Consider the following 26670-nt stretch of genomic DNA (forward strand, 5'->3'; position numbering starts at 1 on the left):
AGGACAATATAAATTTATAAAATGAAACTGGAAATTTACATGTTAACGGAGAGGACAGAAATGAGCTGTAGAAGCGAAGCGTTCGCCTTTATCACCGGATTTTCCCTTTTAAAAAAGGGAATCGAAAAAATCTGGGGATAACAGCGATCGAAAGATCATTCTGTCGTCGGAGTATTTCATGTAACGTGAGGATTTCAGCTTTTTCGGGAAGGAGGATTCACCGAATTATGGATCAATTCATCAATGATTTGCAGGATCAGGAGAAGGCATTGGAGCAGATTCGTCACAAACTCGCTTTGTTGCCAGATATGTCTGGATGTTACCTGATGAAGAACAGTGAAGGCACCATTATCTATGTAGGTAAGGCCAAAGTGCTGAAGAACCGCGTACGCTCTTATTTTATCGGCAGTCATAACGGAAAGACCCAGCGTCTGGTCTCCGAAATCCGTGATTTTGAATATATCGTGACGGGCAGTAACATGGAAGCACTCATTCTGGAGTGTAACCTGATCAAGAAACATATGCCGCGGTACAACGTGTTGCTCAAGGATGACAAGACATTCCCGTATCTTAAAATTACCAATGAAAAGCACCCCCGACTGGAAGTAACCCGGCGTGTGCTGAAAGATAAAGCCAAATACTTCGGACCTTATCCGAACTCGTATGCGGCACACCAAACAAAAAAACTGCTCGACCGCATGTATCCACTGCGCAAATGTGGTGTAATGCCCAAAGAAGTGTGCCTGTACTATCACATGGGACAGTGTCTTGCCCCTTGTGTGAAGGAAGTGGAGAAGGAGCAGTACGACCAGATTTCACAAGAGATTGGTTCATTTCTGAGCGGTGGTCACGAAGAGATCAAGAAGGATTTGCAGCGTAAGATGCAGGAGGCCGCGGAGGATCTTTATTTTGAACGTGCCAAGGAACTGCGCGACCAGGTAATCGCCATCGATGCGATGATGGAAAAACAGAAAATTACGATGGCCGATGCCAGAGACCGTGATGTATTTGGTTTTGCCATTGATAAAGGCTGGATGTGTGTCCAGATTCTATATATGCGTCAGGGTAAAATGATTGAACGTCACGTATCAACCTTCCCGTTTTACGGTGAGGCGTACAGTGATTTCATGTCCTATGTAACACAGTACTACAGTGATAATCCGGCATTGCCACAAGAGATTTTGTTGCCGGAAATGCCCAAGGATCTTGCAACGGATAACGACAATTTGGATACGGGTTCTGATGCTGATGGATCGGTACCTGCCGCAGTTACGGTTGAGTTTGAGCAGACGGGACAAGTGGAGCATAGTAACGCTTCCCAGCCACTGGTTGCTGAGACTCGTGCAGCTTACGGAGGTTCCACTGAGGCAGAAGGTGAACAACCTGATAGTATGCAAGAGGATGCTCCAATAACGGACACAACTGCTTCAACTGAAAAGCTTCCATCAGGACTGGAAGATCCAACTCAGGTTGCTGCTGCTTTACAGGAGTGGTTGGAGATCAAAGTGCTCATCCCGCAACGTGGATTGAAACGCCAGATGATCACCATGGCTGTGGATAACGCACGTGTGGCATTGGAAGAGAAGTTCCGCTTGATTGAGCGAAATGAAGAACGTACATCCAAAGCTGCCGAAGGATTGGGACGTTTTATTGGACTGGATCAGCTTCACCGTATTGAAGCGTTTGATAACTCGAACATCCAGGGTACGAACCCGGTATCTGCCATGATCGTATTTACCGATGGTAAGCCGGATAAGAAAGAATATCGGAAGTACAAGGTCCGTTCGGTTGAAGGACCGGATGATTATGAAACGATGAGAGAAGTCATCCGTCGCCGTTACGAGCGGGTATTAAAAGAAAACCTGACCCAGCCTGACCTGATCGTGGTCGATGGTGGTAAAGGACAGATCTCGGCTGCGGTCGATATTTTGGAAAATGAGCTGGGGCTGTTTATTCCGGTATGCGGTCTGGTGAAGGATGCGAAGCATAAGACTTCGCAGTTGATGATCGGTAATCCACCGGAAGTTATCTCCCTGCCTCGGGATAGTCAGGAATTCTACCTGTTGCAGCGGATACAGGAAGAGGTCCACCGTTTTGCGATCTCGTTCCACCGGGAACAGCGTGGAAAATCCATGGTGACATCACGTTTGGATGCCATTCCGGGTATTGGAGAGAAGCGGCGTAAGCTGCTGTTGAAGCATTTTGGCTCTTTGCGCAAAATAAAAGAGGCCAGCGTCGAAGACTTCCGGCCTCTATCTATTGGTGACAAACTGGCAAATCAGATTATTGCAGCACTTCGTGATGAGGAGTCGTAACATACGGCTTCTCTTTTTGTTTTGGATTGAATTTGTAGACCATATATCCAACGATGGCCGGGAGTACAATCCAGAAGAGTCCGGCAGCCATATTCAGGGCATCACCCATAAACACTAAGCTGAGTCCCATAAGCAAGCTGTCGAAGATCACATGTGCGAATACAACGGCAATGAAGCCATGACGCAGCATGATCAGACTGAACAGCAATCCAATCACCATCAGCTCAATGGGACGAGTGATTACTGGATAGATCGGATACAGTGTGTGTCCAAGTGCCCAAATGATGGTTGGAATCAGACAGGCAATAAACGTGTTACGCACAATCTTCTGCATCATGCGAATGCCGAACAGTCGATAGACAGTTTCTTCACCAATACCGGCCATCCAGGCCATGATCGGGAAGAGCCAGGCATAGGTCATATTAAATGTAGATTGATCTGCTGACGTCGTTGACCATGTGCCAATGCTTCGCTCCAGAATGAAGAACAGGATGGATTGCACACCCAGTAGAATGAATGCCCACAGGTAACCAGCATACATACTATGAAGTACATATTTTCCATATCCGGGTTCTTTCGCACGAGGCCATGGGTTCAGACCTATTTTACGCCACATGCCGTCACCAGCAACGAGGGACAGATAGATGGTTGCACTCATGACGAGCGTAATTCCCGCCTGCATTAACATCAGGAACGCTAACATGAAGCTGGAGAGCCCTTGTGCCTGAAAGAGTGGAATCATGTTCAGCGTACCAATTACCGAAGCTGCGAAATACACCAGCGATAGAATGATCCCGCGTTTGAAAGACGTGTGTGCTCGGGTCAGAATGCTATAGATGATTGCCAGCACACCTAGAACAAAGGTCAGGAATGCATAGCCGCCATAGGTCATCCAATTGGCTTGGCGCGTTTGATCTTTCACATAATCGGTATGGGATTCAGGGACCGAGAAGCCAGGATCGAACGATCGTACCGCACCCTCTTCAAACGTAAAGTTCAGTTCGAGCTTGGAGTCTCCAATGTTTTTTGCAGAATCCACATACTTCAGTCCCGCTTCACCATCGCGAGTCTCCAGTTGAAGTGTCGGCACTTCATAACCGAATTCGGTCAGAACGCCAGCAGCAAGCTGTTGTTTCTCGTCCAGAGATATATTACCTTCAGCAAGTACTTGCGATGTGGTCACTTTCCCAGTGCTTTGTTCCGCTTCAATGGCGGTATAGAGGGAAGAAGGCAGTTCTCGTTTGAAGCCGACTACTTTTCCTGTTTTCATATGTACGTCAACATGAAGATAACCGCCCTTGTGTTGATCAGGCAAGCGAACGCGGAATACATCGTAAGGATAGCTTGTTTCCCATTTCTGGTTATAGGTATCAAGTTGTTTGGTTTTGGCCATATACCCGTAGATATCGGAATGTGTCTGGTAGGTTACCAGGGTTTTTTCATCATCATTTGGCAGTGTATAGTCATCCACAGAAGCTGCGAATGATCGTGCGGATTGCGTCGCCTGCTCCTTGGTTATGAAGGACGTGGACGGAATTTCTGTTGTTTGCGATGAGGTAGCAGGAAAGATCTGAAATACAAAAAATAGAATCAGGCCAATCGCCGCAAGCAACCCCAGCCGCTTGAAGTTAGCCTTGAGTTGCAAAGGCTGCCCTAAGGGATTCATATAATGGTGTTCCTCCTTAATCTAATATGGATATTAAAGTTAACATAGCACAGGCCAAGCACCGAATGCCAATGATGTAACGAAAACAGGTGTAAATCCTTGAAAATGAATGAAAAGGACCGAAAGAATCTGATCCATCCGTCGCCATATCTGAGTTCTTCCCTTTTTGGCTGAATTCGATCCGATTTACACAAAAAACGTTTTGTCTACAAACGTCGCAGCGCTTATAATTTTGAAACAAATGTGCAACGATTCGCATGTCTTTCGCCCAACAAGGGAACGAATAGGATATATTCCAACTTCATTATATATGTCGTTTTAATCTGAATCATACTTGTTTAACGTTTGGCAACAGCATTTCAAATGAAGAAGGCTCCACGGGGTGTGGAGTTATTTTCATTTTAGAAGAGGTGGAAGATACTCAAGTGAAACTGAATGTTCAATGGATGCGATTATCGCCACCCCGTATTCTTGTGTTAGGGTTTGCTGGCATCATATTGGTTGGCACACTGCTGTTAATGCTTCCGGCATCCAGCCGTAACGGTGACAGTCTTGCATTTATTGATGCGCTCTTTACAGCAACTTCGGCTGTTTGTGTCACTGGTTTGGTTGTGGTCGATACAGGGACTCATTTCTCGGTGCTGGGTCAGGTTGTGATCGCGATTTTGATTCAGATTGGCGGACTGGGCTTCATGACGATGTCCACGTTGGTTGCCATTGCGTTCAAACGGCGGATCTCGCTCAGGGAAAGGTTGATTCTACAGGAAGCGATGAACCAAAGCACGATGGAGGGCATCGTCCGGCTGATTCGTAAAGTTGTGATCTACTCACTCATTATCGAAGGGATATGTGGCACGTTGTTTGCCATCCGCTGGTCGTTCGACATGCCAGTCGGACAGGCGATTTATTATGGCTATTGGCATGCGATCTCCATGTTCAACAATGCGGGCTTTGATATGTTTGGCGATTTCCGCAGTCTGACCGGTTATGTGTATGACCCGTTGGTTAATTTTACAGCAATGTTCCTGATTGTCTCTGGCGGTATCGGTTTTGTGGTGTTGTCAGACCTGGTGGATTACCGCAAAACGCGGAAGCTGTCTCTACACTCCAAAGTTGTACTGTTAATGACTGGATTGTTGATTGTGTTTGGTGCACTTGTCATTTTCGTATTTGAATTTAGCAATCCGCGGACACTGGGTGGCCTGAACTGGGGTGGCAAAATTCTCGGTTCATTCTTTCAGTCCGTTACGCCGCGAACAGCAGGAGCCAATACGGTAGATATTGCCGGACTCAGGCAGGCAACACAGTTCTTTATGATCATTCTGATGTTTATTGGTGCTTCGCCGGGTTCTACCGGAGGCGGGATCAAAACAACGACATTTATGATTATGGCTGGTGCGGTCATCGCCATGATGCGTGGTCGTGAAGATATCGTATTTTTCCGCTATCGGCTTGTACAGGAACGGATCTTCAAGGCGCTTACCATTACATTGCTGGCACTCTTGTTCATCATAGCTGTAACGATGGCACTGAGTACCACAGAAGACGCCAGTTTTATGATGATCTTATTTGAAACGACATCGGCCTTTGGTACCGTTGGATTATCGCTCGGACTGACGCTGAAACTGACTACATTGGGCAAACTCCTGATCTGTTTTACGATGTTTGCAGGAAGGCTCGGACCGATCACATTAGCGTATGCACTCGGGCAGAAAAAGGGTAAAGAGTTATACAGGTATCCGGAAGGCAAAATGATTATTGGATAAATCTATTTTTAGTGAGTTTTGAAATTGATTTGGATAAGGGGTTCGTGAAGAACAATGAAAACACAGCAGTTTGCGGTGATTGGGCTTGGGCGGTTTGGCTCCAGTCTGGCACAGGAATTAATGGAACTCGGCTACGAGGTGCTAGGGATTGATAAAAATGAAGAAGTCGTCGAAGACATTAGTGAATTGGTCACCCATGCCGTTGTAGCCGATGCCACAGATGAGGAAGTGCTGCGCTCCCTGGGTATTCGTAATTTTGACTGCTGCATCGTTGCCATCGGGGATGATATCCAGACGAGCATTCTCACCGCGATTCTGTTAAAAGAGCTGGGCGTCAAGACGGTCGTGGCCAAGGCCATATCCGTCCTTCACGGACGAGCATTGGATAAACTGGGGATTGATCGAGTCGTTTATCCTGAGCGGGATATGGGCATTCGGGTTGCCCACCAGCTGGTTACCCCGAACTTGCTGGATTACATTGAATTATCCAATGATTACAGTATTGTCGAGATGAAGGTTCCCGCCTGTCTGCACAACAAGACACTTTCAACCTTGAATGCACGCGTACGTTTTGGTTGCAGCATTGTGGCGTTACAGAAAGAAGCTGGGGTCATTATTGCTCCGACAGCACTGGATTCGCTTCAGATGGGGGATATTATGGTCATTATTGGTAATAATGCAGATATCGACCGATTTGAAGAAGAGGTTATCAGCCAGGAGAGCTGATAATTAAGATGAGTTAAATAAGGAAGCCAGGGGTTAGAGCCTGGCTGATTCAGATCAAAGCTAAGGCGTCGTAGTCCTCCGTGAGGGCAATGGCGCCTTTGCTGTAAAGAGTGCAGCCGTCTCCTTGACCCATTGTCTGGAGGTCTCGCTGAGGTCCTCTTTTTCCCCATAGATCATACAGGTTGTTCTGCGGGTCTGCTGTAATTGAGGCAAATGAACAGAAACAAGATCATTGTCCGCGAGTAATTGTGGACGAAGATATGACTTGGGCAATAGAGCAGCAGCTTTGGCGGAAGGCAGAAGTCGGATGATCGCTTCAAAGGAATCAATCTCCATGCGAATATCCGGCATCACGGCACAGCGCTGGAAGAGGTCGTCCGTTAACTTGCGGTACCAGGTGCCTTTGGAGAACGTGATCATCGGCAGATCCTGCAAATGTTCCATCCCGGCTTCCTTGCCGGACAAAGGGTGTGTGAGCGGCACAACCAGCTCCAGGTGATCGTCAAAGAGTGGCACACAGTTAAGCCCCACTTCGCTGATGGAGGAGGCGACAATGCCCACATCGGCTTTTTTGTCACGCACAAACGAGACAATCTCATGTGTTTTTCCCGTCAACAGTTTCAGTTCGGCATTTGGATGTTTCTCCATAAAGGCATTGACGAGAGGTGGTAACGTAGTTTGAAGCGTCGTCAGACTGGCTCCGAGTGTAATGGTGCTTTGTTCTTCGTCTTTATATTGGGCGAGCATGGTGAGGAACTTCTGTTGCTGCTGCTTCTGTTCTACAGCGAAGGTATAGGCGAACTGGCCCACACTGGTTAACTCCAGCCGTTTGCCACGGCGGTGGAACAGGGCAACCCCGAGTTCATCCTCCAATTTGGCAATTTTGCGTGAGAGTGCGGGTTGGGACAAGTTCAGTAACTTGGATGCACGGTTCAGGCTGGACTGCTCCACGACCGCTGCAAATGCATTTAACTCCTCAAACATGAACAATAACCTCTTTTCCATGTATGTGATTCTTGCCCTTGCTTAATCGTTTTCCATGTTGTATAGCCTGTAAACCCAATGTTTCACTGCTTATACCTATAGGTTATAACATTTAATAATTATATTGCAATTCCCTTATAAGAAAAAAAGGAGTAACATGAATCGTGACACAAGTTGTTCACACCTGGGGAAAACGGAACAATTTGTCGAACCTTTTCATGGAAAAGGATTCGTGTCATGATAAGTGAAATCATTTATGAAAACGTTGTATTTAGCGAAAGGGGATCGACATTTTATGAAAGGGTTTTACTCCAGAAAGCTGCACTCCTTGCTTGGCGTCATTCCGCTCAGTTTGTTTTTTGTTGAGCATTTGGTGACGAACTTCTCGGCAGTTGAAGGCGGCAAAGAGGCTTTTGACGGTGCTGTTGCATTTCTGAACAGTCTGCCACTGGTTATTGTTTTGGAAACGCTCCTCATCTGGTTACCGTTGTTCTATCACGGTGTATATGGTCTGTATATTGCTTATCAGGCCAAGCCTAACGTGGGCCGTTATGGCAATGAGCGCAACTGGCGTTACACGTTGCAGCGGGTCAGTGGTGTCATTACGTTTGTATTCGTAATCTGGCACGTATGGGAGACTCGGGTGCAGGTTGCGTTGGGTACAGTCACCCACGAAGAACTTGGTGGTGTCATTCATGAGATCGTGATGAACCCGGTAACATTTATTCTATATCTGATCAGTGTGGTTGCGGCATCCTATCACTTTGCCAACGGTCTGTGGTCGTTTCTCGTTAGCTGGGGAATTACCGTGGGTCCGCGTGCGCAGCGTGTGTCCTCTTATGTGTGCATGAGTTTGTTTGGTATTATTTCCATTATGTTTATTGCTTCGTTGTTCGCTTTCCGGAGCATGGATTTCCAAGCAGTAACTTCGATGGTTGATGTAGTAAAAACAGTTCTAATTTAAGCATTTAGCGTATAAATGCTGACTTATAAGGGAGTGAACAGCAATGGCATCAACGAATGTAATTATTGTGGGCGGCGGTCTCGCGGGATTGATGGCGGCGATCAAATCGGCTGAAGCCGGAGTCCATGTTCATTTATTTTCACTGGTTCCTGTTAAACGATCCCACTCTGTATGCGCACAAGGCGGCATTAACGGAGCGGTGAATACCAAGGGTGAGGGTGACTCCCCATGGGTACACTTTGACGATACGGTATACGGCGGTGACTTCCTGGCGAACCAACCTCCTGTTAAAGCGATGTGCGAAGCAGCACCTGGCATCATTCACTTGATGGACCGTATGGGCGTAATGTTCAACCGGACACCGGAAGGTTTGCTTGATTTCCGTCGTTTCGGGGGAACGAAGCATCACCGTACGGCGTTTGCCGGAGCGACAACAGGACAACAATTGCTCTATGCATTAGACGAGCAGGTACGTCGCTGGGAAGCAGCGGGCCTGGTTACGAAATATGAGAACTGGGAGTTCCTGCAGGCGGTTTTGGATGATGAGGGCGTATGTCGCGGGATCGTGGCTCAGGATCTGAAAACGATGAAGGTACAGACCTTCCCGGCAGAAGCGGTTATTCTGGCGAGTGGTGGTCCGGGTATTATCTTCGGTAAAACGACCAACTCTGTAATTAACACAGGTACAGCGGCAAGTGCGGTGTATCAGCAAGGTGTAAATTACGCCAACGGGGAGTTCATTCAGATTCACCCGACAGCCATTCCAGGGGATGACAAGCTGCGTCTCATGTCTGAATCCGCTCGTGGTGAAGGTGGACGGATCTGGACGTACAAAGACGGAAAACCTTGGTACTTCCTTGAAGAAAAATATCCATCCTACGGTAACCTGGTTCCACGTGATATCGCAACTCGTGAGATCTTCAGCGTCTGCGTAGATATGGGTCTGGGTGTGAACGGCGAGAACATGGTTTATCTCGACCTGTCGCACAAAGATCCGAAGGAACTGGACGTTAAACTGGGCGGAATCATTGAGATCTATGAGAAGTTCATGGGCGATGACCCGCGTAAAATCCCAATGAAAATCTTCCCGGCAGTCCATTATTCCATGGGCGGTATGTGGGTAGATTACAACCAAATGACTAACATTCCGGGGCTGTTCGCAGCTGGTGAATGTGAATATCAATACCATGGTGCAAACCGTCTGGGTGCAAACTCATTGGTATCTGCGATCTATGGTGGTATGGTGGCTGGACCAAAAGCGGCTGAATATATCAAAGGACTTAAAAAATCATCCGCTGATATCCCATCTTCCGTATTTGAGAAACACACCAAACAACAAAGCGACAAATACGAAGGCATCTTGAAAATGCAGGGCACGGAAAATGCCTATGTCATTCATAAAGAGCTTGGCGAGTGGATGACAGCCAACATGACGGTTGTACGTTACAACGACAAGCTTGAAGCCACGATTGGCAAGATTAAGGAATTGAAAGAGCGTTATGGCAAAATCAACATGTACGACAGCTCTGGTTGGAATAACCCTAGCGCAGCATTCACTCGCCAACTGTGGAACATGATTGAACTGGCAGAAGCGATGACTCTCGGTGCTCTACTCCGTAACGAAAGCCGCGGCGCGCATTACAAACCGGAATTTACGGAACGTAATGACGAAGAGTTCTTGAAAACGACTATCGCAAGCTGGTCGAAGGAAGGCCCGAAAATCTCGTACGAGCCAGTAGACGTATCCCTGATCCCACCACGTATCCGGGATTACTCCAAAGATTAAGAACTACCATACTATTCAGGTAATGAATAGTTAAACACCTGAACGGAGAGGCAGGAGAACTTTGAAGAAGCAAAGCTTCTTCAAAGTTACTGCCATCAACGTGTTGGAGATGGAAATGCCCAGAAGAAGCAAAGCGCCTAGCAATGCTTCAGAACTTCAATACTGCCCATCCAGCATGAATGGAGTGCAGTTTCCAGCAAAGTGACCAACGTGCACAACATAGCGAAGGAAACAGCAATGCCCAGAAGAAGCAAAGCGCCTAGCGATGCTTCAGCACTTCAATACTGCCATCCACAATGAATTGGAGTGCAGTTTCCAGCAAAGTGACCCAGTGCACGACGTAGCGGAGGAAGCGGAAATGCCCAGAAGAAGCGAAGCGCTCGCCTTTATCACCGGATTTTAACCCTGGAAAGGGTTGATCAAAAAAATCCGGGGATAACAGCGATCAGAGGGGCATTCCGCTGACGAAGCGTCTCCCGTGCACCAAACCATTTTGCGCATCAGCAACACCAATCATCGTCACCAGAGGAGGGGACAACGATATGGCGGAACAAGCTACAGCCAACAAAACCGTCAAGTTTATCATCACCCGTCAGGATAGCCCGGAGTCATCTTCGTACAACGAAGAATTTGAGCTTCCGTACCGTCCCAACATGAACGTGATCAGCGCCCTGATGGAGATTCAGCGTAACCCGGTTAATACAGATGGCAAATCCATTGCTCCTGTGTGCTGGGATTCCAACTGTCTCGAAGAAGTCTGCGGTGCCTGCTCCATGGTTATCAACGGCAAGCCTCGTCAAGCGTGTGCAGCCCTGATCGACAAGCTGGAACAGCCTGTTCGTATCGAACCGATGAAGACATTCCCGGTGGTTCGTGACCTTGTCATCGACCGTAGCCGGATGTTTAGCGCCCTGAAACGCGTAAAAGCATGGATTCCGATCGATGGTACCTATGACCTCGGTCCAGGTCCACGGATGCCTGAGAAGAAGCGTCAGTGGGCATATGAACTGTCCAAATGCATGACATGTGGTGTATGTCTGGAAGCATGTCCGAACGTCAATGAGAAAACAGACTTTATCGGTCCAGCAGCACTGTCCCAAGTGCGCCTGTTCAACGCTCACCCAACAGGGGAGATGAACGCCGACGATCGCCTGGAAGCGTTGATGGAAGATGGAGGCATTGAGGGCTGTGGTAACTCACAGAACTGTGTGCAATCCTGTCCAAAAGGCATTCCACTGACAACCTCCATTGCCGAAATGAACAAACAAACGACCAAGCATATGTTCAAACGCTGGTTGGGTGTATAATCTCGTCATAACATGTGCAGAAGTGTAATCTGCAACTTAGAAGAAGTCGTGATCCCGGGCAGCAACATGCCGGAGATCCCGGCTTCTTTTTGTAATGAAGCAGAGGAACCGGGCTACCCATGCAGAATATGATATACTAAGGGGATGGATTAAGAGCGTAGAAGGAGGGGGAGATATGGCAGAGACACCGCGTCAGGGCAGCAACAACTCGCCGTCCCAGCGCTCGCACAAAGCATCAGGTGCAGAAGAGTCTGTGTTTCCTGGAGAAGAAAAGGATCATGATCCCTCTCGCCGAAGTTTCTTATTGCGCATGGTTTTGATGACGGCGGGTGCCAGTTTGCTTACAGGAGGTTATGCCTGGTTATGGGAACCGCGTCGTCTGGAGATCAAGCAAGTGGAGCTGAAACTTCCGAAGTTTCCAAAGGCATTTGACGGTTTGCGTGTAGTTCAGTTCAGCGATGCCCATCTTGGTTTTCATACCGGGGTGAAAGAGCTGAAGAAGTTGGCAGCAACGATTGAGGAGCAGCAACCGGACTTGATTTGTTTTACCGGAGACATCGTCGAGAGGGAAGCAGAGCCGATGCGTGAATGTATTCCGGTACTCGCCTCCATGCAAGCGAAGTATGGCAAATTTGCTGTTTTGGGGAATCATGATTATCGGGGCGGACAGCAGAATCAAGTGACAACCATGTTCCGTGAAGCCGGATTCACTTTGTTACGGAACGAACATGTGGTGATTGAACAAGGGGGCGAACGTCTGGCCATAGCTGGTCTGGATGACGCACTTACAGGCAGGCCTGATCCTGCCCAAGCCATCAAGGGATTGGATCATGATGTGTGGAAGTTGTTACTTATGCATGAACCGGATTATGCCGATATTGCCACTCCCTATGGTTTCGGATTACAACTTTCCGGTCATAGCCATGGTGGACAGGTACGTTTTCCCTGGATCGGGGCACTGACAACTCCGCGAGGTTCACACAAGTATGTTCAAGGATTGTATTACACGGATGTCCAGGGGGTATATTACACCACCCAGACACAAATGCCTGTGTATGTGAATCGTGGTTTTGGCATGACTCAACTGCCCATTCGTTTTCTGTGCAGACCAGAATTAACGGTGTTTGAGCTTAAAGGATTAACCACATAAAAGGAATATGAGATCATATTAGTTCAACTAAACTTTTTACACGAGAACGGAGAGGACAGAAATAACGTGAAGAAGCGAAGCGTTCGCCTTTATCTCCGGATTTTCCCTTTGAAGAAGGGAATCAAAAAATCTGGGGATAACAGCGATCGGAAGGTTATTCTGTCATCGGAGTGGCAAGTGTAAACGTACAACAGTGAACGATTCAACATGAATGGAGGTTATCCAGATGGAACGAATTGCGATTGTATCCGACATTCATGGCAACATGACTGCCTGGGAAGCAGTGTTGGAAGATATCCGAAGTCGGGGCGTGGAGCGAATCTTTTGTCTTGGTGACCTCGTGGGCAAGGGACCAGAACCGGTACAAGTTGTGGATCAGGTGAGAGCAACGTGCGAACTTGTCATCCGTGGCAATTGGGATGAACTGGTTGCGGTTAACCAGGACAACGAGAACTTTACGTGGCAAGCAGAACGGCTGGGTGAAGAACGATTGGCGTACTTGGCGGGCCTACCCTTCAGTCATCAATTTCAACTGAGCGGTCGCACCATCCGTCTGGTCCATGCTTCACCTCAAAGTGTGTACCATCGTGTACAGCCGTGGGATGCAATAGAAAAAAGGTTGGCAATGTTTGATCCTCCCGCTGATGAGCCTGAGCAAAGTGTTGCAGATGTTGTAGGTTATGGGGATGTGCATAACGCATACTTGCAGTATATGAACGGCAAGTTACTGTTTAATGCAGGCAGTGTTGGTAATCCACTCGATCTTCCCCAGGCTTCTTACTGTATTCTGGAGGGTGAAGACAGCAACGATAACAATGCCCCGTTCAATGTTCAATTTGTGCGGGTACCTTATGATATTGAGCGAGAAGTACAGGTTGCACAGTCGGCGAATGTTCCTGCATTGGATTTCTATATTCGTGAGATTCGTACGGGTATCTATCGCGGGTTGCAGGAGTAGTCAGCATCTGGGCCTTTTTGCTTGAGGAATTGAATGATGCAATATATTAATACTAAAATGCGAATACTAAAGTTCGTGGATCAGTTCAAATGGTATTACGCCGGATCATCATCAGAGCATGCTTGTCTTACCGGACTAGAGCCCGTTTAGGCAAAAGGAGCGATTGTCATGCTTACCCGAAAAATGCTGGTTCAAGGTCTGCCGGCTTTGTGGACAGAGCGTCTTGTCCTGCGATCATTACGTCAAAGTGATTACAGCACATTATCGGAACTTTTTTCCGATCCTCAAGTCATAAGATATGTGAATAGGGGAAGCCAGCCCACGCCAACCAGGGCGAGACGGTTATTGAACCAGATACGGAGCAGCAGCGCCAAGTTGGATTCGTTACATTATGGGATCTGCTGGAGAGGCAAGGAACATGTGATTGGAATCACCTCATTCCAGCACTGGAATGATCAGAATGGTACCGCACAGATTGGTTATATCCTGAACAGGTCCTGTTGGGGCAGGGGTGTGGCTACCGAGGCGGTACAGCGGCTGTTGCAGTTTGGATTTGACGATCTTCATTTGTGGAGGGTGGAAGCACGTTGTTATGAGGCCAATGTATCTTCACAACGGGTGTTAAGCAAAATAGGGATGTCCTATGAGCGGAGTCTTCCCTCGTTCGGACTGCATGATGAAGATGACGAGGCATCAGAATCCCTGATGGATGTCAAAGTGTACAGCATGTACCGGGAACAATACGTACGCCCGCTTCAGGAAAAAGACCTGCAAACCCTGGTATCTGACAAGCCGCAATGACATAGAGTAAGAGTAGTCAAACGTGAATGAATCGAACTTCAATCATTTGTTACACAAATGAAATATAGCTGCAATTGAACTCTAACAGACAGGGGGTAAACTTATCTCATGACCCCCTTTTTGATAATAGATAATGCTGTTGGGACCCGCGCGAGCGGGTTCATTTTTTTTGCCCATATAAGTTAACTGTGGAGTATTTACACTGGCCACTCCGATGACAGAATAACCTTCTGATCGCTGTTATCCCCAGATTTTTTGATTCCCTTTTGAAAAGGGAAAATCCGTTGATAAACGCGACCGCTTCGCTTCTTCAAGTTATTTCTGTCCTCTACGTTATCGTGTAAATATGTAGTTTAACTTTATATAATATTATTTTATTTAGAATTAAACCCAAAACCCCCACAGCATGAACAAGCGCGCTGTGGGGGTTTCTATGTGGTCCTATATTTTTTACAGTGGTACAACCTGCATCTGTTTTTGCTTGAAGTATACCCAGTCGGTGAATCCGATCTCCTTGAGACGTGTACGAACGTCATCCAGCTCGTCTGCCACCCGCTGTGGTTTATGAGCGTCTGATCCAAATGTCACCTTCACTCCATAATGATGGGCGCGTTCCAGAATGGCATCCGAGGGATACCAGCCACCGCTGAGTTTGGTTTTGCCAGATGTGTTAATTTCGATTGCTACGTTGGATTCTGCAATGACCTGCAACGTTTCATCAATGGCCTGATCAGCGATAATTTCGGAGAAAGGTGGATAGTTTCCTTTCATCGCATCAATGTGTCCAAGAATCTGGAACATACCGCTGCGAGCCGATTCCCGGATTAATGAATAATAACTCTCTTTCACTTCAACTTTGCGAGCATTGCTCAGTCCATTCCACCGGGTTTTGTTGAAGATACTCACATCCTCGGTATGATGAACCGAACCAATAATATAGTCAAAAGGATACTGTCCCAGTGTGGTACGGTACAATTCTGCATAAGCAGGGAAGTAGTCGGATTCAATGCCGAGCAGCACATCGATTTTACCAGCGTACTCTTCTTTCAAAGCAAGGACTTCTTCCACATAATGCTGCAATTCCGACTTGCCCATTGCGATCCGGGGAAATGCCTGCTCAAGCTCACTGCCAAAGTACGGCGTATGATCCGAGATACCGATGGCCTGAAGTCCTGCCTTAATACCTGCCTCTATATAATCGCGGATGTTGCCGTCTGCGTGACCACAACGAAAATGATGTGTATGAAGATCAAATTTCATATGGAATCCTTCCTTTCTCATGGCTCATTGTCATTCTGAACTGATGAATTGGGTTTCCGGCATACCTTTGAGGTCACTTATGAATTGCTGCATCGCTGAGTTAAGGTACCGACTGGACTTATAGATAACACCAACAGGGTGACTGACCTCCAGCTCACTTAAGGGTATCATTCGCAATGTACCTTGACGCAACTCATGCGCAACAGATTGTTTGGAGATGACAGCTGCCCCGAGATCAATCTCGACCATCCGTTTCACTTCTTCGCTGCTCGACAACTCCATTACAATATTAGGTTCAATATTATGTTTCTTGAAGATCGTTTCCGTAAACCTTCGTCCTACTGTATCAGGGGACAGCAGAATCAATGGTGTACTCCGGAGCACATCCACTGCAGCATGTTTCTTCTTCGCCAGCGGATGGGAAGGAGATACCACGAGTTCAAATGTGTCATAGTACAGCACAGATGTATTCAGGTTGGGATTACGCTCCGTGAGATAACCGATACCAATATCAACCAGACCATTTTCGACCTGGGTATAGATCTGTGATGAAGGAAGGGATTGGATACTGGTTTTGATCAGCGGGAATTGATCTTGGAAATAGGATAACACCCTTGGCAAGATCTGAATAGCAATGGAAGTTGTTGTGCCTAATACGATACGTCCCTGAGGCGTTTCATCAAGATCGGACAATTTTTGTTTCAACTCATCAACGATATCGAGCATCCGTTCAGCGTGCTCCAGGAATACCTGTCCACGGTCTGTCAGGGTAACGGGTTGGTTCCGATCCACAAGAACGGTGCTGAATTCGTCCTCCAGACTTTTGATCTGGGCCGAGACGGCAGGCTGGGTCAGGTTCAGAAGTTCTCCCGCTTTGCGGAAGCTCATCGTTTTGGAAATGGTAATTAGTGTCTCCAGTTGGCTTATGTTCATAGGTGACCTCCTTGCAGGCAAAGTATCTTGATTATGTAGTGTTTGGTGTGATGTAATCCCGTAACTGGTTATTGTTCCGTTATCTTAAATTATAGGTGATTCAGGACAGCAGAGCAATGAAGGTAATTATCAGGATCAAAAGTAGTTCAAGAGACTGTGAAAAAAACGCGAATACAAGAATTTGATTTTTTTTACAGTTGTGAGAAAGCAGTAATAAAGTCCTAAATGCCTTTTGCCACGCACCATGAACGAAAAGCTTTCTTCAAAAGAAGTGAAAAGCGCTGTTTATTCGCTAGAATCAGCTATAAACATTTGCCCCACGGATGACGATAAATTATAGTACACATGATTTAACGAATTCTTAATGAATTCTTGTACGTGATAAAGTATAATAAATTTAATGAATATGGGACTTTTGGTGTGTGACCAATAACCCAGTGTGAGGGGGACATAGACAGTGAAAGCGGAAGTGATTAATCCTTTCCTGGAATCGGCACGGAACGTATTCGAACAGCTCATCCAGGTTTCGCCTTCCACCGGGAGTCTTGGCGTGAAAAATGTAGAGTACATTGCAGACCATGTCTGGATCGTGATCGGAATGACCGGACAACTTAGCGGAAACATTGTATTTGGAATCAATGAACAAGTTGCATTGAAAATTGTATCTGCGATGATGGGCGGTTTTGTCATTACAGAAATGGATGAAATGAGCAAAAGTGCGATTTCGGAACTGGGTAATATGATCAGTGGTAATGCCAGCACTATTCTGTCGAACCAGGGTGTTGTGGTCGATATTACACCTCCACAAGTGATGAAGTCCGAACATCTGACTACATTTAGTGCAACGAAAGCACTGAGTATTCCTTTGCTGATGGACGGCATTGGTGAGATGGATATTCAGGTCATGATCTCGTAGAATAGAACCATACGCCTCAAAAGGCAATATGTGTTCAATACGGGAGGACATCACGGATGCTGAAAGATCAGGTAGTGTTTATCACAGGTGCATCGAGTGGTATCGGTGCGCTGTGTGCGCAGATGCTGATAGAAGAAGGAGCCATCCCAATTCTGGCTGCCCGTTCGCGGGACAAGCTGGAAGAGATTGGTGCCTCGCTGAAAGGGCCGCATGAATTACTCACGCTTGATGTTACGGATAGTGAGCAGGTTCAGGCAGCTGTGGATGTGATATTGCATAAATACGGACGAATTGACATTTTGCTGAACAACGCAGGTTACGGGAAATTCGCAGCGATGACAGAGATGTCTGTACAGGAATTCGATGAGATGATGGACGTTAATTACATGGGCATTGTCCGCTGTACCAAAGCAGTGCTTCCACAGATGCTGGAACGGGGCAAAGGTCAGATTGTGAACGTGGCCTCCATGGCTGGCAAAATCGGTACAGCCAAATCCGCTTCCTATACTGCTACGAAACATGCTGTACTCGGATTTAGTAATGCGCTGCGTCAAGAGCTTCGGAAGACTGGCGTCATGGTGACAACGATTAATCCAGGTCCGATTGATACACCATTTTTCCATCGGGCTGACCCTTCTGGCAATTATGTGAATAATGTACGCTGGATGATGTTGAAACCGGAAGACGTTGCGGGTCATATGATTCGGGCGATGAAAAAGCGCAAGGAAGAAGTGAATCTGCCAAGACTTGCTTCTGCTGGCATATGGTTGTACCAGCTATTTCCTCGTCTTGCAGATCGATTGTCGCACGGTGTAATGAATCAGAAGTAAATGTGATACGAGGCATCATATACGGAATGAAAGAAAGGCTCCGCCGAGGGGCTTTTCTTTTTTTTGGCGTGTATACATACAATTCTGGAATAAGATTTGGTACACAGGCTTTTTTCGCATATAATGAAAGGTAATGTGATGACAGGCTTCGGTTTTATACAAGCAACTTATATGTTCAACTAAACTTTTACACAATAACGGAGGGGCCAGAAATAATAACCTGAAGAAGCGAAGCTAAAAGCTTTCTGAAAGAAAGCTGCATCGGAAGCATATGCTTCGCCTTTATCCCCGGATTTTTCCTTTTGAAAAATTCGATCAAAAAAATCTGGGGATAACAGTGATCATAAGGTTGTTCTGTCCTCGAAGTGTCAGTGTAAATAATCATTAGTTGAACTTATATAACATCAAAATGAATAAAATTAAAAGGATGGACATACATGACGAATCAAACATTTGCTTCAATTGGCGTGGAACAGGATCTGGAGGCCGTTTTGGCGAAACATGGCATTAACGAACCTTCACCTGTACAGGCTCAGACGATCCCGGTTATTTTGGAAGGCCGGGATGTCGTATCCAAATCCCAGACGGGAACAGGAAAAACGCTGGCATATCTGCTGCCACTGTTACAATCCATCAAAATGGATATCAAAGGTACGCAGAAACTCATTATTGCACCTACACAAGAGCTGGCGATGCAGATTGTACGTGAGGCACAGCGCTACGGGGAAGAACGCAAGATCGGCGTATTAGGTCTGATTGGTGGCGCAGCGGCTAAACGTCAGATCGAGAAGCTGCGTGAGCATCCCCAATTGGTTGTGGGTACACCGGGACGACTGAAGGAATTGATTACACTCAAAAAACTGAAAATGCACAACGTCTCTACGATTGTTATCGATGAAGCGGACCAAGTGTTCCAACTTGGCGGCGTAAGTGACGTGAACTTTGTACTCAAGAGCGCATTGCGGGATCGTCAGTTGATCTTCCTGTCAGCAACAATTGATGAGAATACGGCCGGACTCGCGAAGCGTGAGATGAAAGAGCCTGTTCAGATCGGAATTGAACCGGATCGAGCTACGGCTGCGGGCCTGGAGCATTATTATTTTGTAGAAGAAAACCGGAACAAAATTGACATGTTGCGTCGTCTGGTCAGACAGTACAATCCGGATCGGGCGATCGTATTTGTGAATGCAACCGAAGATATTGGTGAAGTTGAAGCAAAAATGAATCATCTGGGCTTGTCTGCTGCTGCGCTGTATGGGGATGCTGACAAAGTGACCCGCAGTAACGTATTGTCTGCCTTCCGTAATGGCAAACTTCAGTTGCTGATTGCCAGCGAAGTCGCTGCCAGAGGACTGGATATTGAAGGCTTGCCAATGGTCATTAACTATGACCCTGCCTTTGACTCGGAGCACTATGTTCACCGTGCAGGTCGTACAGGCCGGATGGGACGTTCGGGTATCGTTTTGTCCATTGTGGATGAAACACAGATCTTTATTATGCGTAAATTCGCACGCGAACTCGGAATAGAACTGTCAGAACGTGTACTCTTTGGCGGTAAAGTACTGGAGGCTGATCCGCGTCCGGACACGCGGCCTGAGGGACATTCGTTCTCCAGAAAACCAGGGCAATCCAGAGATCGCAAACCAGGTCAGGGCAATCGTAATGGGGGAACTAGAGCTACAATCTCCAATTCGCGTCCAGCAGGTAGCAAACCAACGGGGAATACAGGTCGTACGGAGCGCGACCAGGATCGTAAAAACAAAGGAGCACCCAAGTGGAGTAAAGACAAAACGCCACGCTCCGAAGAATAGAATCTGACGAAAGGGGTGCAGAGATAGATGGGGAACGTTCAATCACCTGTTCTGCAAATCAGCGGGTTAAGCGGAGGTTATAGTGCCAAAAGGCCAGTCCTTCACGGCATCGATCTGGAAGTTGGACGTGGAGAGATGGTCGGACTAATCGGCTTAAACGGTGCTGGAAAAAGTACAACCATGAAACATATCCTCGGCTTGATGACACCTCAACAGGGCGAAGTGCGAGTGATGGGCAAGAAGCGGGACGAGGATGCGCAGATCTACCAATCGGCCATGGCATTTGTACCGGAATCACCCGAACTGTATGATGAGATGACGGTGATGGAGCATCTGGAGTTTACGGCAAGAGCGTACAATGTGTCGGAGGCTGATTTCAAACAACGTACGGAGAAACTGCTTGAACTGTTCCGTATGAATGAAAAAAGTACAAGTCTGTCGACTCACCTGTCCAAGGGGATGCGGCAAAAGGTCATGATCATGTGTGCTTTTGTGGCCGGACCACCACTGTACATCATTGATGAGCCTTTCCTGGGGCTGGACCCGCTGGGTATCCGCTCCTTGCTTGATTTTATGCTTGAGATGAAAGCTTCGGGATCATCCATTCTGCTCAGTTCACACATTCTGTCCACGATTGAAAATTACTGTGACCGTTTTATCGTTCTGCACCGTGGGCAGGTTATTGCTCAAGGGACGCTGAATGAACTGCGCTCCCAATTCGGGGAATCGGATGCCACGCTGGAGCACATGTTCTATTCCCTCGTACAAGGCAGGGATTGAGCATGGATCTCAAGCTGCTATGGAAGCAAAGACGCACAGGATTCTGGAACGGAATTCTTCCTTATCTGGGTTATGTGATCCAGAGCGGTGTAGCTATGGTCTTTTTATTTCTCGTCATTGCGTTCTCCGCCTGGTATACATCGTTTGTTCAGAACATTCCCGCAGAATTCCCCATTCGCTGGATTGCATTGCTGCTGCTGGCACCACTGGTGCTGTTTAGCAGTTTTCGTACATATCTGCTTCCGGCAGATATCGTGTTCCTGCGACCACAGGAATACCGGATGCAGGAATATTTGAAGAACAGCTTTGCCCGGGGCATCATCTATAAAACTCTGGGCTTGCTGCTTGTGTTTGTTACACTGTGGCCCCTCTATGTCAGAGCAGATCTGGATGCAAGGCCATTTGGCTGGTTCATCGTATTCCTGTTGCTGTGGAAAGGGTTGTCCAGTTATGGAGCATGGCAAGAGCTAAGAATGGTTCAGGTTGGGGCAGCAAGAGGATATCGCCTCTTGCGATGGGCTCTGGCAGTGCTGGCGGTTGGCGCCTGGCTATGGCAACCACCGCAGCGGAGCGTATGGTTCCTGTTGTTGCTGGCTGTTGTCTACATCGTCGCCTTGCGTATACCAGTGAAACATCGGGTAGCGTGGGAAAGACTGATTCAGGTGGAGCAGGGTCAGGCTGGAAGGGTTATGCGGACGCTTGGCTGGTTTGTGGATGTACATTCATCCGGACAGAAAGTAAGTTCGCGTCGCTGGCTTAGCAAATTGGGGAACGCTCTTCCCTGGAATGCGGGGAAAGCTTACCGTTACTTGATAACCAAAACGTTTATTCGAACCGAAGTGTTCTCAATCGTGTTACGCCTAATTGTACTGGGCATGTTACTATCCTGGTGGACAGCAGGCAGCTACTTTGGTGTCGGTGTGTATTTGTTCTTCCTGTTGCTTGCAGGTGTACAGCTTGGTGCGCTGCGTCGCAGTCATAGTGAATCGTTTTGGATTATGATCTATCCAATCTCGGGTGAGAGTCGTCGTTCTCAGGTGTTGGGATTCATATTCCATCTACACGCACTGGCTGCGTTACTCATGTGGTTGCCTATGCTGGTTGCCGGAGCAAATGGACTGACTGTCACCGGAGTAGCACTTATTTTGGGTATACTGGTGATTGTGATCATGCGGCGTTCGCAAGGCAACAAGTGGTTGAAGGAAGAAGAAGACGAGTAAACAAGAGACCGTACCTTCGTACCTCTCGCCAGCCAAGATGGTGGGTCGAGGTGGAGGGTGACTTCTACTTAAATTAACAAAGAAGGGTATTCCGGGCTGTATCCCGGAATACCCTTCTTACTGCTGTAATGGAATCATGCAATCAGATCACTGGGTTCTCGCGCAAGTGTGTATTGGTACTAACAGAGGAACGATTTAGTGATAATCACGAGCAAGATGAACAGAACGAGAATGGCACCTGTGTTAGTAAATCCTCCGTAACCGCCGCATCCATAACCGCCTCTTGTATCTTCAACTCCAGACATGGTCATTCCCCTTTCAAGTGGTTGTTTGGCACGCCCTTGCGTACATCGTATATTATGTGCCTTGGGGGTAGGCTGATTGGGCCGATGCCCGGTAAAGCCAGAAATTGACGCTTTTGGGCTGATAAAACACAAAAGAACCCTTTGTATATCCAGAGACATGAAGCGTCGCCGTTATACAAAGGGTTCTTATATCATTCAGGGTTCAGGTCTATGTTAACTAAGTCGTCCGCAGATCCTGAACTCCACGATAAATGGTTTCATACAGATCTTCCAACCCGGATTCTTCAATACAGGAGAAGGCGATTCGAAGATCCGATTCACCCAGCGCGATTGTACCCACACCATATTTGTGCAGCAAATGGCTTCGAAGTTCTTCAGCGCCAACTTCTTTCAGCTTCAGGCACATGAAGTAACCGGAGTTGAAAGGATAATAGTCCCATGCATCTCCATACTTGCCGCTATCGAGAATGGCTTTTACCTTATTGGCGCGGCCTTTCATAATCTCGAACTTCTCCTGTTTCTGTGCTTCAAACTCCGGTGCTTTGAGCGCATCCAGTACAAAAGTCTGGGAAGGATGCGGGCCACTGGAGATCGTTGCCCGGATAATACCGAGTGTTTTCTGTTCCAATGCATGCAGAACGGCTGCATCTTCATGGGCATACGTAATGAATCCAACGCGGAAGCCCCATACGAACTCCTCCTTGGTTGCACCATCCACTTTTACAGTCAACACACGTGGATGAATGTTGGCAAGTTTGCCAAACAGGGATTCATGAATGGAATCTTCGAAGAACAGTCCGAAGTAAGCATCATCTGTTACAGCAACCACGTTAACGCCGGCTTCAGCTGCCTTAAGAATCGTGTTCACAATTGCATCTGCTTCTTCCGCTCCAGGCGTATAACCTGTTGGGTTATTCGGGAAGTTGAGCAGAACGATCGCTTTACCTTTGTCCTTTTGATCAAGCAAAGCCTGAAGCAGACCCTCACTGTTGAAGTTCAACTGATCATCGAACAGGGGATAATGAACCAACTGGCCATGACGACGAATTCCGAAGGTCAGCTCGTAATTTTCCCAGTTTTTATCCGGATATATGACAGCGTCCCCTTCATCGGCGAACAGGTCGGCTACGATACTTAGTCCATGGGTTAATGCATTGGTTACAATTGGATTGCCAAACGTTTTGCCTTCCAGGGAAGGCGTTTCCTTCAGCATCTTGTCTCTCCAGACGGTCCGCAATTCAGGTTTGCCTGCAGGTGGAGCGTAAGGATACAGATCCTTTGGCTGGAATGCAGACAGCTTCTCCTGAATAACCTGAAGATGCATCGGCACACCACCCTCCAGGGCGATACCAATCGTGGCATTATGGGTCTTGGCCAAGCTTGCTGCTTCAGCAGATTGACTCAAAATCCCCTCTTTAGGAAAATAAATTTCTTTGCCAAGCTGTGACAGCATGGAGTAGACGTGACTGCTGCCTGTCTGAATACTTTCGTTCAACTGTTCAGCCAGTGGATTCATTCTTTTCATCCTTCCAAGTCTTTGTGATTCAACTGCCTAACATTATATCACCTTGACATGCCCCCGTCACGGAAATTACGCAATATGACAGTTATATCACTTTACCGCGTTGTTGCAGAGGGTTTTCAGGTGGGTTATCGTTGAATTCAACCTTGAAGTAATCCTCAAGAAATGAAACTTATTGCTGATGAAATGGACAGTATTTCCGCATCATTTCAGCAGTTTCGGCATCTCTTCCTTCATTGCGCTGTTCCAACTGACCATTGATATGATCGAATCGTTCACTCGAGAGGTTTTGTCCAAATTTAAACTTGGCACTGATCCGTTCTGGATTAATTCGGACTACGGCTACAGCTTTGAGGTTGCCTGTGTAACGCGAGTCAGTAGCGTCAATGGGTACATATCCGCCTTGCGGCTGGAGTTTCTCCATGAATCGTTGCAGTACCTTACCTTTGATGTCCAGATCTTTAACCGGTTCAGCCTCACCAAAGGCCATGACACTTTTGAAGAAAGAAGTCGCCGGACAAGCAAGCTCAGGATCACTGAAATAAGATGGAATCAGGGAGAACTCTTCAGCTACCGTGAAACTGACCGATGAATCCTGTTTGATCTGTTTCATCTTCTCTCCAGCCAGACTGCCATGAAAATAAAAGCAACCGTCCATATATACGAAATTCAGTGGTGTAACCCGTGGTTGTCCGTCCGGGCTGACCGTTCCCAGAAACCCGAAGGAGCACTGATCCAGAAATGCGGTAATCTCCTGTTCTTCATCTACTGTGAATTCTTTCCGTCTCATGTGTATTCCCCCATCATTGAATGTATAATAGAACGCCATATCTTATGGATAACAATAGTTCATACATTGACAATGAAATAGATCCAATTTACATTCACTTTAGTAGGCCAATTCGTCGGGGATCACAGATGAAGACAAATGAAGAGAGGTGCATGATGGAATTGTGGCTGCCGATGGAAACCTATGAACTTCAGCATCGATACAAGTATGAGGCACTGTACCATGCGTTACGCGATGCCATTCATGCAGGCACATTGGTGGGAGGCACGCGGCTTCCTTCCACCCGTGAGTTGGCAAGGCAATATGAGATGTCACGTGGTTCGGTGGCTCAGGTATACGACATGCTGCTTGCGGATGGTTATGTCCATGCTCATCGGGGAAGAGGTACATTTGTAACCGAAACATTATCCACTCAGGAAAATGAAAAACAGGAAGCCGTTCTCAAGCTGTCTCCCTGGGGCGAACGAGTACAGATGTTGAATACGCAACATGAAGTCCTGCGGACTCAGATGTTTTCACCGAAGCCGTCCGTCATTAATTTTCAAATGCAGCGCATGCCTGCAGAACATTTCCCGCTAGGGGAGTGGAAGAGTGCACTCGCTGCTGTTCATCGCAGTGGTTGGCGAGAATCGAGTGGTGCAGCCGGTGATCCGGAACTGCGTGAGGCCATCGCCTCTCATCTCAGATGGACACGTGGTATCCAGGCTGAAGCATCTCAGATAGTATTGTTCAGTGGTTCAATGCAAGGCATCACCCTGTTATCTCAACTGCTGATTACGGAGAATACAGCAGTTGTATTGGAGAATCCGGGTTATCCGGGCATTGCCCATGCCGTCAAATCCTGCGGTGGGCACATCATCCCGGCAGAGGTGGATACCGCAGGCATTATTCCTCAGCCTTGGGAGGCACAGACGTTATTTGTCACCCCTACCCGGCAGTTTCCAACTGGTGCCGTACTGGGGTTGGACAGAAGACGTACCTTGCTTACGTGGGCCTCAAAGCGGAATGCAGTCATTATAGAAGATGATTATGACAGTGAATTCCGATGGGGCGGAAGACCGATTGAACCCCTCAAAGTGCTTGATCGTGAACAGCGTGTCATCTATGTCGGTTCATTCTCACAAACGATGGTTGCTTCGTTCCGACTTGGCTATGCCGTACTGCCGCCTGGTCTGGTAGAACCTCTTCTTGCCGCCAAGGCGCTGTATGAACCGGTACCTCCGGCGCTGTTAGAGCAGCGCGCACTGGCGAAATTTATGACCAGAGGAGGTTACCTGAGGCACTTACGACGGTTAACCCGGTTATACGGGGAACGGCATGATTTTTTTGTCCGAGAGATGGAACTACAGTTGCCGGAAGCATTCAAGATGCAGCTTGGTGATGCTGGACTGCATATTTACGCCACCTGGAATGGCGATGTGGACAGTTATCAGCGATTTAAAAAGCTTGCTGAGGAGGATGGCATATTGTTCCGTGATGCAGAGCGATATCGGTTGACTTCAGGTCATCCGGCGGCCTGCTTTGCTTTTGCACATCTGGAGAAAGAAGAGATAACAGAGGGAATCCGGCGAATGCGGCTAGCCTGGGAGAAGTGCACATTTTCGTTTCGGTGAATTCCGCTGTATAATGGGATAAGACATTTCGCTCCTGTAAGAGCAGAGATCATATATGAGCAAGTTGGATTGAATGATGCTATACAAGTTGAACAAATTATTTACACGAAAACGTAGAGGGCAGAAATAACCTGAAGAAGCGGAGCGTTCGCCTTTATCGTCAGATTTTCACCTTTGAAAAAGTGAATCAAAAAATCTGGGGATAACAGCGATCGGAAGGTTGTTCTGTCATCGGAGTGGCAAGTGTAAATGTTCTTTAGTTCAATT

The 26670-nt window shown here is 47.3% G+C and carries 22 protein-coding genes; 15 read left to right on the forward strand and 7 right to left on the reverse strand.

Annotation, left to right across the window (positions count from 1 at the left end; translation table 11 throughout):
• Nucleotides 1-227: 227 nt before the first annotated feature.
• On the forward strand, nt 228-2315 hold the full coding sequence (gene uvrC, locus MKX68_RS16975) for an excinuclease ABC subunit UvrC (protein WP_340913136.1): 2088 nt from the start codon (nt 228-230) through the stop codon (nt 2313-2315).
• On the opposite strand, the gene MKX68_RS16980 is transcribed toward uvrC, so the two are convergent.
• Nucleotides 2284-3981 carry a CPBP family intramembrane glutamic endopeptidase gene (locus tag MKX68_RS16980; protein WP_340913139.1) on the reverse strand — a complete coding sequence of 566 codons (1698 nt, stop codon included), beginning with the start codon at nt 3979-3981 and terminating at the stop codon, nt 2284-2286. The two genes, uvrC and MKX68_RS16980, sit on opposite strands and share 32 nt — an antisense overlap.
• Before the next feature lie 446 nt (nt 3982-4427).
• Here MKX68_RS16980 and MKX68_RS16985 point away from each other — a divergent pair, with 446 nt between their 5' ends.
• Nucleotides 4428-5747 carry a TrkH family potassium uptake protein gene (locus MKX68_RS16985; RefSeq protein ID WP_371129102.1) on the forward strand — a complete coding sequence of 440 codons (1320 nt, stop codon included), beginning with the start codon at nt 4428-4430 and terminating at the stop codon, nt 5745-5747.
• Nucleotides 5748-5801: 54 nt separating this feature from the next.
• Entirely contained in the window at nt 5802-6473 is a 672-nt protein-coding gene (locus MKX68_RS16990) for a potassium channel family protein (protein ID WP_017692455.1), read from the forward strand.
• A gap of 60 nt (nt 6474-6533) precedes the next feature.
• Here MKX68_RS16990 and MKX68_RS16995 read toward each other — a convergent pair whose 3' ends face one another.
• The gene (locus MKX68_RS16995; protein ID WP_091037825.1) at nt 6534-7457 is read right to left on the reverse strand and encodes a LysR family transcriptional regulator; all 924 of its coding nucleotides are present in this window, start codon (nt 7455-7457) and stop codon (nt 6534-6536) included.
• 295 nt (nt 7458-7752) lie between these two features.
• On the opposite strand from MKX68_RS16995, the gene MKX68_RS17000 reads away from it, so the two are divergent.
• From MKX68_RS17000 to MKX68_RS17025, 6 genes are all read left to right on the forward strand, one after another.
• The gene (locus MKX68_RS17000) at nt 7753-8421 is read left to right on the forward strand and encodes a succinate dehydrogenase cytochrome b558 subunit (protein ID WP_091037822.1); all 669 of its coding nucleotides are present in this window, start codon (nt 7753-7755) and stop codon (nt 8419-8421) included.
• Nucleotides 8422-8464: 43 nt separating this feature from the next.
• The gene (gene sdhA / locus MKX68_RS17005; RefSeq protein WP_036673387.1) at nt 8465-10207 is read left to right on the forward strand and encodes a succinate dehydrogenase flavoprotein subunit; all 1743 of its coding nucleotides are present in this window, start codon (nt 8465-8467) and stop codon (nt 10205-10207) included.
• Between the two features lie 542 nt (nt 10208-10749).
• Nucleotides 10750-11514 (forward strand): succinate dehydrogenase iron-sulfur subunit, encoded by a 765-nt coding sequence (gene sdhB / locus MKX68_RS17010; protein ID WP_036605794.1) that lies wholly within the window; start codon nt 10750-10752, stop codon nt 11512-11514.
• A gap of 175 nt (nt 11515-11689) precedes the next feature.
• Nucleotides 11690-12664: a metallophosphoesterase gene (locus tag MKX68_RS17015; protein ID WP_340913145.1), complete on the forward strand. Its 975-nt coding sequence runs from the start codon at nt 11690-11692 to the stop codon at nt 12662-12664.
• Between the two features lie 226 nt (nt 12665-12890).
• Nucleotides 12891-13622 carry a metallophosphoesterase family protein gene (locus MKX68_RS17020; RefSeq protein ID WP_340913147.1) on the forward strand — a complete coding sequence of 244 codons (732 nt, stop codon included), beginning with the start codon at nt 12891-12893 and terminating at the stop codon, nt 13620-13622.
• A 168-nt stretch (nt 13623-13790) separates the two neighbouring features.
• Entirely contained in the window at nt 13791-14423 is a 633-nt protein-coding gene (locus tag MKX68_RS17025; RefSeq protein WP_340913149.1) for a GNAT family N-acetyltransferase, read from the forward strand.
• Nucleotides 14424-14873: 450 nt separating this feature from the next.
• Here MKX68_RS17025 and MKX68_RS17030 read toward each other — a convergent pair whose 3' ends face one another.
• Together MKX68_RS17030 and MKX68_RS17035 are read right to left on the reverse strand one after the other, a co-directional pair.
• Complete coding sequence (locus tag MKX68_RS17030; protein WP_091020855.1) at nt 14874-15683, reverse strand: histidinol-phosphatase; 810 nt, start codon at nt 15681-15683, stop codon at nt 14874-14876.
• A 30-nt stretch (nt 15684-15713) separates the two neighbouring features.
• On the reverse strand, nt 15714-16616 hold the full coding sequence (locus tag MKX68_RS17035; protein WP_036605798.1) for a LysR family transcriptional regulator: 903 nt from the start codon (nt 16614-16616) through the stop codon (nt 15714-15716).
• A gap of 457 nt (nt 16617-17073) precedes the next feature.
• Between MKX68_RS17035 and MKX68_RS17040 the strand changes: the two genes are divergently transcribed.
• From MKX68_RS17040 to MKX68_RS17060, 5 genes are all read left to right on the forward strand, one after another.
• Nucleotides 17074-17532, forward strand: coding sequence for a chemotaxis protein CheX (locus tag MKX68_RS17040; RefSeq protein WP_036605799.1), 459 nt, complete (start codon nt 17074-17076; stop codon nt 17530-17532).
• Nucleotides 17533-17588: 56 nt separating this feature from the next.
• Nucleotides 17589-18362 carry an SDR family NAD(P)-dependent oxidoreductase gene (locus MKX68_RS17045; RefSeq protein ID WP_340913153.1) on the forward strand — a complete coding sequence of 258 codons (774 nt, stop codon included), beginning with the start codon at nt 17589-17591 and terminating at the stop codon, nt 18360-18362.
• A 437-nt stretch (nt 18363-18799) separates the two neighbouring features.
• Nucleotides 18800-20173, forward strand: coding sequence for a DEAD/DEAH box helicase (locus tag MKX68_RS17050; protein WP_315937820.1), 1374 nt, complete (start codon nt 18800-18802; stop codon nt 20171-20173).
• A 27-nt stretch (nt 20174-20200) separates the two neighbouring features.
• Nucleotides 20201-20953: an ABC transporter ATP-binding protein gene (locus MKX68_RS17055; protein ID WP_340913155.1), complete on the forward strand. Its 753-nt coding sequence runs from the start codon at nt 20201-20203 to the stop codon at nt 20951-20953.
• A 2-nt stretch (nt 20954-20955) separates the two neighbouring features.
• Nucleotides 20956-22173: an ABC transporter permease gene (locus MKX68_RS17060; protein ID WP_340913157.1), complete on the forward strand. Its 1218-nt coding sequence runs from the start codon at nt 20956-20958 to the stop codon at nt 22171-22173.
• A gap of 179 nt (nt 22174-22352) precedes the next feature.
• Here the strand turns inward: MKX68_RS17060 and MKX68_RS17065 are convergent, their stop codons facing one another.
• The 3 genes from MKX68_RS17065 to MKX68_RS17075 all read right to left on the reverse strand — a co-directional run bounded on the left by MKX68_RS17065 (nt 22353) and on the right by MKX68_RS17075 (nt 24790).
• Nucleotides 22353-22478 carry a YjcZ family sporulation protein gene (locus tag MKX68_RS17065; RefSeq protein WP_206759599.1) on the reverse strand — a complete coding sequence of 42 codons (126 nt, stop codon included), beginning with the start codon at nt 22476-22478 and terminating at the stop codon, nt 22353-22355.
• Nucleotides 22479-22695: 217 nt separating this feature from the next.
• Nucleotides 22696-23994, reverse strand: a complete 1299-nt coding sequence (locus MKX68_RS17070) for an aminotransferase class I/II-fold pyridoxal phosphate-dependent enzyme (protein WP_340915413.1) — start codon at nt 23992-23994, stop codon at nt 22696-22698.
• Nucleotides 23995-24172: 178 nt separating this feature from the next.
• Nucleotides 24173-24790, reverse strand: a complete 618-nt coding sequence (locus tag MKX68_RS17075; RefSeq protein WP_338588448.1) for a pyridoxamine 5'-phosphate oxidase family protein — start codon at nt 24788-24790, stop codon at nt 24173-24175.
• 155 nt (nt 24791-24945) lie between these two features.
• On the opposite strand from MKX68_RS17075, the gene pdxR reads away from it, so the two are divergent.
• Nucleotides 24946-26403: a MocR-like pyridoxine biosynthesis transcription factor PdxR gene (gene pdxR, locus MKX68_RS17080; protein ID WP_340913162.1), complete on the forward strand. Its 1458-nt coding sequence runs from the start codon at nt 24946-24948 to the stop codon at nt 26401-26403.
• Nucleotides 26404-26670 lie beyond the last annotated feature (267 nt).

The sequence above is a fragment of the Paenibacillus sp. FSL M8-0212 genome (assembly GCF_038004645.1).
Classification (GTDB): domain Bacteria; phylum Bacillota; class Bacilli; order Paenibacillales; family Paenibacillaceae; genus Paenibacillus.